18 protein-coding genes are annotated in these 12,979 nt (G+C 50.0%); 13 read left to right on the top strand and 5 right to left on the bottom strand.

Annotated elements, in window-relative coordinates; all coding sequences use genetic code 11:
- Positions 1–4: 4 nt before the first annotated feature.
- The 6 genes from nudB to ACF8OF_RS12995 all read left to right on the top strand — a co-directional run bounded on the left by nudB (position 5) and on the right by ACF8OF_RS12995 (position 4,578).
- Complete coding sequence (nudB, locus tag ACF8OF_RS12970; protein ID WP_025154187.1) at positions 5–457, top strand: dihydroneopterin triphosphate diphosphatase; 453 nt, start codon at positions 5–7, stop codon at positions 455–457.
- A 51-nt stretch (positions 458–508) separates the two neighbouring features.
- Positions 509–1,252, top strand: coding sequence for a YebC/PmpR family DNA-binding transcriptional regulator (locus ACF8OF_RS12975; protein WP_025154188.1), 744 nt, complete (start codon positions 509–511; stop codon positions 1,250–1,252).
- Positions 1,253–1,341: 89 nt separating this feature from the next.
- Positions 1,342–1,866, top strand: coding sequence for a crossover junction endodeoxyribonuclease RuvC (ruvC, locus tag ACF8OF_RS12980; protein ID WP_262859876.1), 525 nt, complete (start codon positions 1,342–1,344; stop codon positions 1,864–1,866).
- A 99-nt stretch (positions 1,867–1,965) separates the two neighbouring features.
- Positions 1,966–2,580 (top strand): Holliday junction branch migration protein RuvA, encoded by a 615-nt coding sequence (gene ruvA, locus ACF8OF_RS12985; RefSeq protein ID WP_392496866.1) that lies wholly within the window; start codon positions 1,966–1,968, stop codon positions 2,578–2,580.
- Between the two features lie 37 nt (positions 2,581–2,617).
- Positions 2,618–3,628: a Holliday junction branch migration DNA helicase RuvB gene (ruvB, locus tag ACF8OF_RS12990; RefSeq protein ID WP_004237292.1), complete on the top strand. Its 1,011-nt coding sequence runs from the start codon at positions 2,618–2,620 to the stop codon at positions 3,626–3,628.
- Between the two features lie 197 nt (positions 3,629–3,825).
- Positions 3,826–4,578: a glutamine amidotransferase gene (locus tag ACF8OF_RS12995; RefSeq protein ID WP_262882924.1), complete on the top strand. Its 753-nt coding sequence runs from the start codon at positions 3,826–3,828 to the stop codon at positions 4,576–4,578.
- 62 nt (positions 4,579–4,640) lie between these two features.
- On the opposite strand, the gene znuB is transcribed toward ACF8OF_RS12995, so the two are convergent.
- Both znuB and znuC read right to left on the bottom strand, forming a co-directional pair.
- A complete protein-coding gene (gene znuB / locus ACF8OF_RS13000; RefSeq protein WP_262882925.1) occupies positions 4,641–5,426 on the bottom strand; it encodes a zinc ABC transporter permease subunit ZnuB in 786 nt (261 codons plus the stop codon).
- Positions 5,419–6,228, bottom strand: a complete 810-nt coding sequence (gene znuC / locus ACF8OF_RS13005) for a zinc ABC transporter ATP-binding protein ZnuC (protein WP_392496868.1) — start codon at positions 6,226–6,228, stop codon at positions 5,419–5,421. The genes znuB and znuC overlap by 8 nt, the downstream gene beginning before the upstream one ends.
- 76 nt (positions 6,229–6,304) lie before the next feature.
- Here znuC and znuA point away from each other — a divergent pair, with 76 nt between their 5' ends.
- The 3 genes from znuA (at position 6,305) to lpxM (ending at position 9,754) form a co-directional block, all read left to right on the top strand.
- A complete protein-coding gene (znuA, locus tag ACF8OF_RS13010) occupies positions 6,305–7,222 on the top strand; it encodes a zinc ABC transporter substrate-binding protein ZnuA (protein ID WP_392496869.1) in 918 nt (305 codons plus the stop codon).
- A 22-nt stretch (positions 7,223–7,244) separates the two neighbouring features.
- Entirely contained in the window at positions 7,245–8,615 is a 1,371-nt protein-coding gene (gene mepM, locus ACF8OF_RS13015) for a murein DD-endopeptidase MepM (protein ID WP_262859955.1), read from the top strand.
- 158 nt (positions 8,616–8,773) lie between these two features.
- A complete protein-coding gene (gene lpxM / locus ACF8OF_RS13020) occupies positions 8,774–9,754 on the top strand; it encodes a lauroyl-Kdo(2)-lipid IV(A) myristoyltransferase (RefSeq protein ID WP_392496871.1) in 981 nt (326 codons plus the stop codon).
- 127 nt (positions 9,755–9,881) lie between these two features.
- Here lpxM and ACF8OF_RS13025 read toward each other — a convergent pair whose 3' ends face one another.
- Together ACF8OF_RS13025 and ACF8OF_RS13030 are read right to left on the bottom strand one after the other, a co-directional pair.
- Complete coding sequence (locus tag ACF8OF_RS13025; RefSeq protein WP_392496922.1) at positions 9,882–10,862, bottom strand: tyrosine-type recombinase/integrase; 981 nt, start codon at positions 10,860–10,862, stop codon at positions 9,882–9,884.
- A 66-nt stretch (positions 10,863–10,928) separates the two neighbouring features.
- Positions 10,929–11,228: a helix-turn-helix transcriptional regulator gene (locus ACF8OF_RS13030; RefSeq protein WP_262882927.1), complete on the bottom strand. Its 300-nt coding sequence runs from the start codon at positions 11,226–11,228 to the stop codon at positions 10,929–10,931.
- Positions 11,229–11,331: 103 nt separating this feature from the next.
- On the opposite strand from ACF8OF_RS13030, the gene ACF8OF_RS13035 reads away from it, so the two are divergent.
- Positions 11,332–11,610, top strand: coding sequence for a regulatory phage cox family protein (locus ACF8OF_RS13035; protein WP_087826427.1), 279 nt, complete (start codon positions 11,332–11,334; stop codon positions 11,608–11,610).
- Between the two features lie 211 nt (positions 11,611–11,821).
- Entirely contained in the window at positions 11,822–12,124 is a 303-nt protein-coding gene (locus ACF8OF_RS13040) for a hypothetical protein (protein WP_392505296.1), read from the top strand.
- Positions 12,125–12,127: 3 nt separating this feature from the next.
- On the opposite strand, the gene ACF8OF_RS13045 is transcribed toward ACF8OF_RS13040, so the two are convergent.
- Entirely contained in the window at positions 12,128–12,313 is a 186-nt protein-coding gene (locus tag ACF8OF_RS13045; protein ID WP_318668037.1) for a hypothetical protein, read from the bottom strand.
- A gap of 195 nt (positions 12,314–12,508) precedes the next feature.
- Between ACF8OF_RS13045 and ACF8OF_RS13050 the strand changes: the two genes are divergently transcribed.
- Both ACF8OF_RS13050 and ACF8OF_RS13055 read left to right on the top strand, forming a co-directional pair.
- Positions 12,509–12,730, top strand: coding sequence for a DUF2732 family protein (locus ACF8OF_RS13050; protein ID WP_087826431.1), 222 nt, complete (start codon positions 12,509–12,511; stop codon positions 12,728–12,730).
- The gene (locus ACF8OF_RS13055; protein WP_392496874.1) at positions 12,723–12,944 is read left to right on the top strand and encodes a TraR/DksA C4-type zinc finger protein; all 222 of its coding nucleotides are present in this window, start codon (positions 12,723–12,725) and stop codon (positions 12,942–12,944) included. The genes ACF8OF_RS13050 and ACF8OF_RS13055 overlap by 8 nt, the downstream gene beginning before the upstream one ends.
- Positions 12,945–12,979: the final 35 nt, after the last annotated feature.

The following is a 12,979-nucleotide window of genomic DNA, read 5'->3' on the forward strand; positions in this document are numbered from 1 at the left end:
TCTGATGGCTTTTAAACGCCCTGAATCTGTGCTGGTGGTTATCTGTGAGCAGGAAACGGGGCGTGTTCTGATGTTACAGCGCCGTGACGATCCTGCTTTCTGGCAGTCCGTCACCGGCAGTCTGGAACCGGGAGAGACTCCCCGTGATGCCGCATTGCGGGAAGTAAAAGAAGAAACCGGTATTGATATTCTTGCGGAAGGATTGCGGCTGACGGATTGTCAGCGCACCGTCCGCTATACCATTTTTCCGCATTTCCGTCACCGGTATGCACCGGACGTGACGCACAATACGGAACACTGGTTTGTGTTATGCTTACCCGCGCCGAAGGCGGTTCCCTTAACGGAGCATCTGGCGTATGAATGGTTACCGGCAGCGGATGCCGCCGTGAAAACTATCTCACCCAGTAACGGGGAAGCAATTGAAGAATTCGTTCGTCAGTGTGTTCTTCCGCAGTGACAGCGGATTTAAATGAATGAACGTCGTAAGACTTAATCTGGAGATTAGAGAATGGCAGGTCATAGTAAATGGGCCAACACCAAACACCGCAAGGCCGCGCAAGATGCGAAGCGCGGTAAAATTTTCACGAAAATCATTCGTGAATTAGTCACGGCGTCGCGCATTGGTGGTCCTGATCCTGCATCTAACCCACGTCTGCGTGCGGCAGTGGATAAAGCGTTATCAAACAACATGACCCGCGATACCCTGAACCGTGCGATTGCACGCGGGGCGGGTAATGATGAAAACGATAACATGGAATCCATCGTATACGAAGGTTACGGCCCGGGTGGCACTGCTGTGATGGTGGAGTGCCTGACGGATAACCGTAAACGTACGGTTTCGGATGTGCGCCACGCGTTCACCAAAACCGGCGGCAACCTGGGAACGGATGGCTCCGTAGCCTATCTGTTTACCCGCAAAGGTATCATTTCCTATGCACCGGGTCTGGATGAAGATGCGGTGATGGATGCAGCGCTGGAAGCCGGTGCTGATGACGTTGAAACCTTTGACGACGGCGCTATCGACGTTTACACCGCCTGGGAAATTCTGGGTGATGTCAAAGACGCGATGGATGCAGCCGGTTTCAACGCTGAATCTGCCGAAGTATCGATGATCCCGTCCACCAAAGCGGATCTGGATGCGGAAACCGCACCAAAACTGATGCGCCTTATCGATATGCTGGAAGACTCTGACGATGTGCAGGAAGTCTACCATAACGGCGATATCTCAGACGAAGTTGCAGCACTGCTGTAATTTCCGTCACTCACTCCGCAGAGGATGCGCTGTTGTGCGCATCCCTCTGTTTTCGTGCTTTTTTCCTGTTGTGACAATACGGTCCTCCTATGGCAATTATTCTCGGTATTGACCCCGGCTCGCGGGTGACCGGATATGGTGTTATCCGCCAGCAGGGACGGCGTCTGCTGTATATCGGCAGCGGCTGTATCCGCACACAGGTGGATGATCTTCCGTCCCGTCTGGGTAAAATTTACGCCGGTGTCAGTGAAATCATCACCCAGTATCAGCCGGATGGTTTTGCTATCGAACAGGTCTTTATGGCCAAAAATGCTGATTCTGCCCTGAAGCTGGGACAGGCCCGTGGTGTGGCGATTCTGGCGGCGGTGAATAATAATCTGCCGGTATTTGAATATGCGGCGCGTCAGGTGAAACAAACGGTCACCGGCACCGGGGCGGCGGAAAAAGCCCAGGTTCAGCATATGGTGCGCTCGATCCTGAAACTGTCAGCTGCACCGCAGGCGGATGCGGCAGATGCACTGGCGATTGCGATCACCCACTGTCATTTTAACCAGAATCTGGTGCAGATGGGGCAGCCGCGTCTGGTGATGGCACGCGGACGACTGAAAGAGTAACCGGTGTCGCAGATACCCGTGATTTTCTGATGGCTGGATATACGTCCAGCTTTTTTTATGCTATAAACAGGCTCTGCCGCAATCATAAAGGAGACACGCGTGATCGGTCGCTTAAGAGGTATTGTGCTGGAAAAACAGCCGCCTGTCGTATTACTGGAAACCAACGGTGTGGGCTATGAAGTCCATATGCCGATGACCTGTTTCTATGAACTGCCGGATGCCGGTCAGGAAGCTATTCTGTTCACGCAGTTTATTGTGCGGGAAGATGCACAGTTACTGTACGGTTTTAATGATAAACAGGAACGCGCGCTGTTCCGTGAATTAATCAAAGTGAACGGTGTCGGGCCGAAACTGGCACTGGCGATCCTCTCCGGTATGTCTGCGCAGCAGTTTGTGGCGGCGGTTGAGCAGGGGGCCGTAGCACAGTTAATCAAACTGCCGGGTGTCGGCAAGAAAACCGCCGAACGTCTGGTGGTGGAAATGAAAGATCGTTTCAAAGGGCTTAACGGTGACCTGTTCCGTGATACGGAAATGTCACTTCCGGCCAGTCAGCAGGCGGGCAACAGCCAGGCAGATGCGGAATCTGAAGCCATTGAGGCACTGATTGCCCTCGGCTATAAACCGCAGGAAGCCAGCCGGATGATAGCGAAGGTATCCAAAGCCGGTTCAGACAGCGAAACACTGATCCGCGAAGCACTGCGCGCCGCGCTGTAATAATAAAAACGATGATGACACAACGGGGTGACAGGTCATGATTGAAGCTGACAGACTAATTACGGCGGAAACGCTGCCGGATGATGAGGTGGTGGATCGCGCTATCCGGCCGAAATTACTGGCGGAATATGTGGGTCAGCCGCAGGTCTGTTCGCAGATGGAAATCTTTATCGAGGCTGCCCGTCAGCGCGGTGATGCCCTCGATCATCTGCTGATTTTCGGCCCGCCGGGGCTCGGGAAAACCACACTGGCGAATATTGTCGCCAATGAAATGGGGGTTAATCTGCGCACTACCTCCGGGCCGGTGCTGGAAAAAGCCGGTGATCTGGCGGCGATGCTGACCAACCTCGAACCCCACGATGTGTTATTTATCGATGAAATTCACCGCCTGTCCCCGGTGGTGGAAGAAATTCTCTATCCGGCAATGGAAGATTACCAGCTGGATATCATGATCGGGGAAGGGCCGGCTGCCCGCTCCATTAAAATCGACCTGCCGCCGTTTACCCTGATCGGTGCCACCACCCGTGCAGGTTCCCTGACATCACCACTGCGTGACCGTTTCGGGATCGTGCAGCGGCTGGAATTTTATAATACGGACGATTTACAGCATATTGTCAGCCGCAGTGCCCGTTATATGGGGCTGGATATTTCGGATGACGGTGCCCGCCAGATTGCCATGCGTTCACGCGGCACACCACGTATCACTAACCGCCTTCTGCGCCGAGTGCGGGATTTTGCCCAGGTGAAAGGTGACGGCGGTATTGACGGGCTGATTGCCGGTCAGGCTCTGGATATGCTGAATGTGGATTCCGCCGGGTTTGATTATCTGGATCGCAAGTTGCTGGTTACCATTATTGATAAATTTATGGGCGGCCCGGTCGGGCTGGATAACCTGGCGGCGGCTATCGGCGAAGAGCGGGAAACCATTGAGGATGTCATCGAACCTTTCTTAATCCAGCAGGGCTTTATTCAGCGGACCCCGCGCGGACGCCTTGCCACCGCACATGCCTATCGCCACTTTGGTATTGATCACAGCGGAAACGATTAAAAACCCGGACCTCAGACCTGAGGGTAAACCTAATATGTTTACCCTTTTGTTCATGTGATAATTAAATGGCTTTTTGGGAAATAATCCGGGAGGATTTCCCTGTAATTGGTTGTTTTTCGACATTTAAAAATTGGTATGCATTGTCTGAACCCTGTAATGTAAAAAGAGGATTTCGTTAAAGGGAAAAGGAACTGATTATGCGTGTTCATTTTATCATTCATGACTATTTTGAAGCACCCGGCGCTTACGAGTATTGGGCAAGGAAGAACAATTACGATGTCACGTTCACCCGTCTGTATGAAGGTGACAAGTTACCTGACAGCATCAGTGAAATTGATTTTCTGATTGTCATGGGCGGGCCGCAAAACCCGGAAACCACCACTGCTCAGTGCGCTTATTTTGATTCCAAAAAAGAGCAGGCGTTTATCGCCAACGCCATCAATTCAAATAAAGTTGTCATCGGGGTCTGCCTCGGCGCACAGCTTATCGGTGAGGCATTAGGCGCGCCGTATACACAAAGCCCGGAAAAAGAGTTCGGTAAATTTACCATCCACATGACCAACGCCGGGAAACGCAGCCAGCTGTTTTCTCATTTCGGCGACTCGCTGGGTGTGGGCCACTGGCATTACGATATGCCGGGATTAACTGAAGGTGCGCAGATTATCGCTTTCAGTGCCGGTTGTCCGCGTCAGATTATTGAATATACCAAACGTGTTTACGGCTTCCAGTGCCATATGGAGCTGACCCGTGATGTGGTGGAGTATCTGATCCTCAACGGCGAAAATGATCTGAAATCGGCCTCCGGATTCCGTTTTGTTGATACACCAAGTGCGATCCGCAGACACAGTTACAGTGAAATGAATGAAAAACTGATCACATTCCTCGATAAGCTGGTGCTGAGTGTGAATCCGGTGAAACCGAAAGTGCGGACAAAATCAGAAACAGCGTAATAATGCAGTTTAGCAGAAAGTAAAAAGCCCTGAAAAAACAGGGCTTTTTGCTGTGCAGACAATTAATTATGTGGTTTCACCAGCAGGCTGAGAATAAAGCAGCAGGCGGCACACAGCACGACGGACGGTCCCGCAGGGGTGTCATAAAAAGCAGAGAAGGCTAATCCGCCGGTGATGGAAATCATTCCGGTGACAACCGCACCGACTGCCATCTGCTCCGGTGTCCGTGCAAAACGGCGGGCAGCGGCGGCAGGAATAATCAGCAGTGATGTGATAATCAGCGCGCCGACAAATTTCATGGCAAGGCCGATGGTCAGTGCGGTGACCAGCATCAGCATCATCCGCAGTCTGCCCGGGTTGATACCATCAACAAACGCCAGCTCCGGGCTGATAGTCAGAGAAAGCAGATTGCGCCACTGCCACATCAGCAAACCGGTCACGATAGTCACACCCACGGCAATCGGCAGCAAATCTTCATAGGTCACTGACAGCAGATCACCGAACAGGTAAGCCATCAGATCCACCCGCACATTCGACATCAGGCTGACCACCACCAGACCGAGAGACAACGCACTGTGCGCCATAATGCCCAGAAGGGTATCCACCGCCAGTTGCGGACGACGCTCCAGCCAGACCAGCAGCATAGCCAGAATCAGCGTCACGGCAATCACAGCATAAAACGGACTGACATTCAGCAGCAGACCAAAGGCGACCCCGAGCAGTGACGCATGCGCCAGCGTATCACCGAAATAGGACATCCGCCGCCAGACCACAAAGGAGCCGAGCGGGCCGGCGGCGATCGCCAGTAGTATCCCGGCGAGCCAGCCCGGTAACAGTAATTCAATCATGGCGGCACTCCGGAGCGGATTTTACAGAGGTATCTGCCGGGGAGTGATTCCCGCAGCAGGGCGCAGAAGGGGATAACACTGCGCTGCCGTTTTCATGGCTGTGATTATGATGATGGCGGTACACGCCGATCTGTGTCGCGGCGCGGGTACCGAACATGGCGGTAAACTCAGGATGGGCGGCGACCACATCCGGCTCACCGGAACAGCAGATATGGCGGTTGATACACAACACGGTATCGGTTTTTGCCATCACCAGATGCAGATCGTGAGAAACCATCAGGACCGCGCAATTCAGTTCATCGCGCAGCCGGGTAATCAGGTCATACAGCGCGACCTGGCCGTTGACATCCACACCCTGAGTCGGCTCATCCAGCACCAGCAACTGCGGCCGGGCGAGCAGGGCGCGAGCCAGCAGCACTCGCTGCATCTCCCCGCCGGACAGCCGTTGCATCGGTTTTCCGGTCAGGTGGGCGGCATTGACGCGCTCAAGTGCCGCGAGGCATTCACCTTTGCTGACACCGTGCTTCAGACGCAGAAAACGGGCAACCGTCAGCGGCATTGTCGGGTCAAGATAGAGTTTCTGCGGGACATAGCCGACAGTCAGTCCCGGCGTACGGGTGACGGTGCCGGACGTTGGTTCGGTAAGGCCGAGAACCACACGGACAATGGTGGATTTTCCTGCACCGTTCGGCCCGAGAAGGGTGATAATTTTTCCGGGGGATAATGTAAATGAAATGTCCTCCAGTACCGTATTGGCACCAAAAGCGACTGAGACATCATTTACCGCGATAAGTGTTGACATGGCAAATTATTATCTTGCAGAATGAATGAAACGTTATAATATAACATTTCAACATTCATGTCACGGAGTTTCCATTATGCAGCACCAGTCACGGCACGGAATAAAAACAGCGTTTATTGCCACATTTTTGAGTCTGACCGCACAAACCGCCAGCGCAGATGTGTTAACATCAGTACGTCCTGTCGGGTTAATCGCTGCTGCGGTTGCAGATGGCGTCACGGACACACAGATTTTACTGCCGGATGGTGCTTCACCGCATGATTATGCACTCAAACCGTCTGATCTGAAAAAAATCCGTTCAGCGGATTTGGTTGTCTGGGTCGGGCCGGAGCTGGAAACCTTCCTGCAAAAGCCGCTTTCAGCTGTTCCGGAGCAAAAACAGATCGTTATCAGCGAACTTGAGTCTGTCAGACCTTTTCTGCTGAAAAACGATGAAGATGATGATCATGATGAGGACGGTCATCATCATCATCACGGTGAGTACAATATGCACTTGTGGATGTCGCCGGATATTGCCCGGCAGACCGCTCAGGCAGTGTATAATAAACTTTTGGTGAGTTATCCGGATAAAAAATCTGTGCTGGACGTAAACCTGCGTAAATTCAATGGACAACTTACTGAAACTGAGAAGAATATTGCTCAGCAGCTGGCACCGGTGAAAACACACGGTTATTTTGTTTTTCATGACGCCTATGGTTATTTTGAAAAACGCTTTGATCTTTCGCCTTCCGGGCATTTTACGGTCAACCCTGAAATTCAGCCGGGTGCGCAGACACTCAATAACATCAAATTAAAGCTGGCTGAGCAAAACGCCTTGTGTGTGTTTGCTGAGCCGCAGTTCAGGCCGGCAGTCATTAAAGCGGTGGCCAAAGGGACGAACGCGAAGATGGGCGTCCTTGACCCGCTGGGCAGCGGAATTGCAGTGGATCGGGACGGTTATACCAACTTCCTGTCACGGTTATCAGCACAGTACGCATCCTGCCTGGAGCAATAAATAAGGAACAGAACGCGTGCAATTGCAGCAACTGGCAAAATCCGCCGTTCTGGTATACAACCAGTTACCCAAAGCGCATCGTATGATGCTGGGAATGTTAACTGCCGCAACACTGGGTGTCGCTGTCTGGCACCCGTTTGCTGTATATCATGAGCGGAATGCTGATAACGAACAATATACTGAAACTGATTTTGCACCGCCTGCGGACACTTTTGCCATACAGGCGGGAACCGGCACGGACACGGATACCGACGATATTATCACTGACAGCAGCGATCAGCTGCCGGATGAAGGTCTCGCCAAAGAATCTGATGATCTCGATGATGCCTCCCCGACTGATACCGTTATCCCGACCTCACGTGAATACACTGTTGCCAGCGGTGACAGCCTGTCTGCTATCCTGACACAGTACGGGATAGATTCTTCTGATGTGGCCTTATTATCTAACCAGTTCAAAGAATTGCGTAATCTGCAAATCGGCCAGACCCTTTCCTGGGAACTGAATGACGACGGCGAACTGAAATCTCTGAGCTGGGCGGTTAACCGCCGTGAAACCCGCACCTATGCCCGCAGCGGCAACGGATTCAAAGAAACCAAAGAGATGCGCGAAGGGGAATGGCAGACAAAACGCCTGACCGGTAAAGTCAGCGGCAGCCTGAATGCCAGTGCATCAAAAGCGGGACTGACCCGCAGCGAAGTGCGTGATATTTCCAAAGCGTTACAGTGGCAGGTGGATGTCCGTAAGGTGAAAAACGGCGATCGCTTCACTGTACTGACCTCCCGTGAAATGCTGGACGGTAAACAGGAACAGAGCCAGATGCTGGCGGTGCGTCTGCATACTAACGGGCGTGACTATTATGCATTCCGTGCCGAAGACGGCCGTTTTTATGATGCCAAAGGTGACGGGCTGGAGCGCGGTTTCCTGCGTTTCCCGACCACCAGACAATTCCGTGTTTCCTCACACTTTAACCCGCGCCGTGTAAACCCGGTCACCGGGCGTGTTGCCCCGCATAAAGGGGTCGATTTCGCTATGCCGGTCGGCACACCGGTTCTGGCAGTCGGTGACGGGGAAGTGGTTGTGGCTAAATTCAGTGGTGCGGCGGGGAATTTCGTGGCTATCCGTCACGGTCGTCAGTTCACCACCCGTTATATGCATATGCGTAAATTGCTGGTCAAACCGGGCCAGAAAGTCAAACGCGGTGATAAAGTCGGGTTATCCGGTAATACCGGGCGCTCTACCGGGCCGCATCTGCACTTTGAAGTCTGGAACGGGCAACAGGCGGTGAATCCGCTGACAGCAAAACTGCCGAGTTCCGGCGGGCTGACCGGCAAAGATCGTACCGGTTACCTGGCGCTGGTCAAACAATATCGTCCTCAGCTGACACTTGATTAATCCTCTCATTTCGCCGGACGGGTATGAAAAAGCCCGTCCGGCGCATTTTCAGAATGCAGAATTTTAATGTACTTCTGAGTTCAGATAATCAATAATAATAGATCACGGTATTTATAATATCATGATAAATAAGCTTAATTTAATACGGGTATCCCTCTGTGTATAAAGAAAACGATACAGACAGCAAAGCGGGCTATATCCCGACATTTCACCGCCACTACCTGCACCCGAAATACTGGGGTATGTGGGTCGCGGCAGGCGCACTGGCAGGTCTGAGCTACCTGCCGGTCAAATTACGTGATCCGATGCTGGCCGGTATCGGCCGGATTGCCGGACGTTTTGCCAAAGGCGGACGCCGCCGGGCACTGATCAATCTGTATTACTGTTTCCCGGATATGCCGAAAGTGGAGCGGGAAAGGATCACGGATGAGATGTTTGCCAGCGCACCGCATGCCTTTGTGATGCTGGCGGAATTGTGTCTGCGCAACCCGCAGCGGGTGATTTCCCGCACGCAGGTTCACGGGCAGGACATTATTGACGCATTACAGGCAGAAGGGCGCAATATCATCTTTATGGTGCCGCACGGCTGGGCGATTGATTTACCGGCGATGCTGTTTGCCGCGCAGGGCAACAAAGTGGCGGGGATGTTCCACCATCAGAAAAACCCGGTGGCGGATTACCTGTGGAATAAAGCCCGGGTTCACTTCGGCGGCCGTCTGCATTCCCGCGAGGCCGGTATCAAACCGTTTATCGCCAGCGTACGTAATGGTTACAGCGGCTACTATCTGCCGGATCAGGATCACGGTGAAGAGCACAGTGAATTTGTCCCGTTTTTCAGTACCTATAAAGCCACACTGCCTGCTATCGGCCGGCTGATGAAAGTCTGCAAAGCGGCGATTGTCCCGCTGTTTCCGGTGTACGATCATAAAAATCACCAGTTCCATATCCACGTCCGCCCGCCGATGGATGACATTGACGGACAGGATGACCCGTATATTGCCCGCCGCATGAACGAAGAAGTGGAAGCGCTGGTGCGCCCGAATATAGAACAATACACCTGGATTCTGAAACTGCTGAAAACCCGCAAAGACGGCGAAGAAGAGCCGTATAAAATCTATAAACACAAAGAATTGCCCTGAGACGGGGCAATTCTCAGGCCTGATTACATCAGGGTTTGTAATAAAATCATAATGTTATCAGTGCTCTTTTGAGAGCCACACAGTGCCGTAATTAGCTATAGCGTGGTCACTGTGTGGACACTTTCTGTCAGATCCCGCATCCTCCTTTCAACGGATTGAACATAACCGCATCCTGCAAAAAGTCAGGCGCAAAGTGCGCATAGGTCATCGTCTGGCTGAGGCTTGAATGACCAAGTAACCGCTGCAATGTGATAATGCTCCCTCCGTTCATCATGAAGTGCGTCGCGAAAGAATGTCTCAGAACATGGGTTGCCTGTCCTGCCGGTAAAGAGGGCTTTGTCTCTTTTAAAATCTTCCTGAAATGTAGATAAGATACCTTCGGGAAAAGCAGGTCTTTTTTATCCCGGCAAATCAGTTCAGCCAGTTCGTCCGAGATCGGGACAATGCGCGGTTTACGTGTTTTTGTATAAGTGAACCGCACTTTGTTCTGAATAATATGTTCCCGTTTCAGCCGTACAGCTTCCGCCCAGCGTGCGCCGGTACTCAGACACAAAACGGCAATGTTATAGTCGTCACCTTCTAATTTCCTCAGTAACGCTGCAATTTCCTCACTACTCAGATACGACATTTCTGTCGGTTGTTCCTTCAGCTTTTTAAATCCGTTAAACGGATGCTCCGCTTTAAATAATTCCGTTTCTATCAGATAAGTGAATACACTTCTCACACATGTGATTTCCCTGTTAATTGTCGATGCCTTGATCCCTTGTGACATCCTGAGCTGACAATAACGGGATATCAGTGATTTCGTGATCTGTGCTGCTGTCGGGTCAGACATCAGGCGGCAGAACTGTTCAACACGGTATTTGTGATTGTGTGAATGCTCCTGGTGTTTTCCTATCGAATTCCACCATAAATTTGTCAGTTCACTCAGCTTACGTTTATCTGTCAGCTTCGGCTCCCATTCTTTTGAATGGTTGGCCATGATGTACCGTTCGAAATTGATTGCTTCGAACTTCTTACCAAATTTCCGTCTGACACGTTTTCCGTTACGGCCAGCCGGACGAATGTCCACTTCATAGCGACCATCTTCGAGTTTCTTAATCGACATAAGAAAGCCCTCCGAAGGCGCAAAGACTTTGTGAATCAATGAATTCACAAAAATCCAGATGTATTGTTAACCAGTTTTCTTGTCTGAGCGGGGTGATGTTGTTTCGTCCTGCCCATTGTGTGCGAGGGCTGGTGCTATCTGACCAGCCTCGGGATTGACTTCATCAAACATGAACCAGGTCATATATTTTCTGAATCGGGGAACAGCAAATAGCTTTTCAGCTGATTCAAGAGACATATTCATTTTTCCTGATTCGTATCCATGATAGGTATGGTAATTAACCCCTATCAAATCAGTAAGTTCCTTTAGTTTTAGACGTTCAGATTCCCGAATCAGCTTAAGCTTTTCGTTTTTCGGAGTTGACATAAATTTGCGGATCCTCTAAATTTTAGATGAAACAAAACTCTCACGCTCAAGTTGGTGAGAGTAGACAAGGGCTAAAAAGAGCCACAACAAGAGAGGTTAACAGATGACTAAGGAAATCGTAAAGACACCAATAGCCTCGGATTGTGTGACAGAGGCGAAATTTGCAGAAATGATCGGAAAAACTAAGCAGGCAATTTCTGATATGCGCAAAGACGGCAAGTTACCGGTTGTTGAGATGAAAGATCCGAAAGGCAAGCGGGGCGAGTATTACGTTTATTTGCCAGCGTGGAATGCCGGGCTGAAACTGGCGTATGAATCACTGCCGGAAGAAATGCGCGACGGCTGGTTAGCGTGGCTTGGTTTGGGTAAACCCCGTCACTAAGGTGTGTGAATATGCAGCAACATAAATATCAGTTGGTGTATTACAAATCTCACTGTTTTTTATATCGGGGTTTCAATATTTATAAACTTCCGCGAAATACAGTCAGAAAAATTACGCAGTACAGAGTCATGCAAGGTGATAATTCTTTCGGATTATTTGATGCATTGGCTGAAGTGACAGGGTTTATTGATGGGTTATATGGGAGTAGGAAATGAGTTATATGAAAAAAGAGCATATCTCAATTGATGAATTACGAACTGATAGTGTTATTTATGTTATCAGTGAATTCATCTGTACTAATTCAGAATGTGAATATTCCAAAATAAAATTCATTGAAAAAACACTTGATAACCTATTTTATTTTGAAAATGCCGACAAGGCTAAATCAGAGAAACTAATTCCATTATTGAAAATAGCAGTAACTAATGGTTCCTGGGTTATTGATGAAAAAGAGATTGAATCACGGATGTCTGAGAGCAAGCAAATCATAAGTAATCTGCTTGCCATACTTTAAAAATCAAAGAAAATCAGTGTCTTTTTGTGCAAGTTTTTCTTCAAGGATTTCTTTCAAAGAGTAGTAATAGTTGTCAATTTTACTTTTTATGACCGACCCGGTATGTGAATAACCCTGATCACGGATTTCACTGAGGGCACATTGAATAGATTGTTCAACCAAGAAGAGAACTTTTTGCTCTTTAGTCATGAAATAACTCCTGTTTTGGTGGTCGTTATGTCTGGTTCCCGTGAAGAAACATCAGACATAGCAAATATACCACACCCCATGTTCCCGATCATGGCTAAAAAAATCGGATTAATAAAGTGAGGTGATAATTAACATCACGCTAAATATGACCGTAACAGGTCAGGGCTTTTTATTACCTGAAAATGAGGTTTCAAAATGAAATCATTTCCGGATCCAATATTTACCCCGGTTGCTGAAAGTATTAAAGCGAACCGTGAAGATGAACGTAAATCACTGCTTAATCGGTTTGCCGATCGCCAGAGGTCACTTGCCGGAAAAATTATGAAAGAAAAATTAGAACGGGCAGATATTTGTCAGCTACTGATGAATGATGCCGACCATATCGAAAATGAAGCAGGGGAACTGAATTATGTCTGATGAAATAGACCGTGCAAATGATCATGCGGCGTTAATTTTGGAACATCAGATAGCTGCAGCCCGGCAGGTGATTACCCGTGTTTCCGCATTTGTCTGTGAGAACTGTGACCGCCCGATTCCGGAGGCACGCCGGAAAGTCATTAGTGGTTGCACATTGTGTGCAGACTGTCAGGCAATAGATGAATTAAATCGCAGGCACTACCGGAGCATTTGAACAAATGCCGCCGTCTTACCTCAACGAAAAGCACA

Origin of the sequence: Morganella sp. TYF_1 (genome assembly GCF_043105645.1) — a bacterium.
Taxonomy (GTDB): Bacteria; Pseudomonadota; Gammaproteobacteria; order Enterobacterales; family Enterobacteriaceae; genus Morganella; species Morganella morganii_B.

Excerpts from the sequence above, each read along its gene's own strand:
- nudB (WP_025154187.1), top strand. The coding sequence starts at position 5 with ATGGCTTTTAAACGCCCTGAATCTGTGCTGGTGGTTATCTGTGAGCAG.
- ACF8OF_RS12975 (WP_025154188.1), top strand. The coding sequence starts at position 509 with ATGGCAGGTCATAGTAAATGGGCCAACACCAAACACCGCAAGGCCGCG.
- ruvC (WP_262859876.1), top strand. The coding sequence starts at position 1,342 with ATGGCAATTATTCTCGGTATTGACCCCGGCTCGCGGGTGACCGGATAT.
- ruvB (WP_004237292.1), top strand. The coding sequence starts at position 2,618 with ATGATTGAAGCTGACAGACTAATTACGGCGGAAACGCTGCCGGATGAT.
- ACF8OF_RS12995 (WP_262882924.1), top strand. The coding sequence starts at position 3,826 with ATGCGTGTTCATTTTATCATTCATGACTATTTTGAAGCACCCGGCGCT.
- znuB (WP_262882925.1), bottom strand. The coding sequence starts at position 5,426 with ATGATTGAATTACTGTTACCGGGCTGGCTCGCCGGGATACTACTGGCG.
- znuC (WP_392496868.1), bottom strand. The coding sequence starts at position 6,228 with ATGTCAACACTTATCGCGGTAAATGATGTCTCAGTCGCTTTTGGTGCC.
- znuA (WP_392496869.1), top strand. The coding sequence starts at position 6,305 with ATGCAGCACCAGTCACGGCACGGAATAAAAACAGCGTTTATTGCCACA.
- ACF8OF_RS13025 (WP_392496922.1), bottom strand. The coding sequence starts at position 10,862 with ATGTCGATTAAGAAACTCGAAGATGGTCGCTATGAAGTGGACATTCGT.
- ACF8OF_RS13030 (WP_262882927.1), bottom strand. The coding sequence starts at position 11,228 with ATGTCAACTCCGAAAAACGAAAAGCTTAAGCTGATTCGGGAATCTGAA.
- ACF8OF_RS13035 (WP_087826427.1), top strand. The coding sequence starts at position 11,332 with ATGACTAAGGAAATCGTAAAGACACCAATAGCCTCGGATTGTGTGACA.
- ACF8OF_RS13040 (WP_392505296.1), top strand. The coding sequence starts at position 11,822 with ATGAGTTATATGAAAAAAGAGCATATCTCAATTGATGAATTACGAACT.
- ACF8OF_RS13045 (WP_318668037.1), bottom strand. The coding sequence starts at position 12,313 with ATGACTAAAGAGCAAAAAGTTCTCTTCTTGGTTGAACAATCTATTCAA.
- ACF8OF_RS13050 (WP_087826431.1), top strand. The coding sequence starts at position 12,509 with ATGAAATCATTTCCGGATCCAATATTTACCCCGGTTGCTGAAAGTATT.
- ACF8OF_RS13055 (WP_392496874.1), top strand. The coding sequence starts at position 12,723 with ATGTCTGATGAAATAGACCGTGCAAATGATCATGCGGCGTTAATTTTG.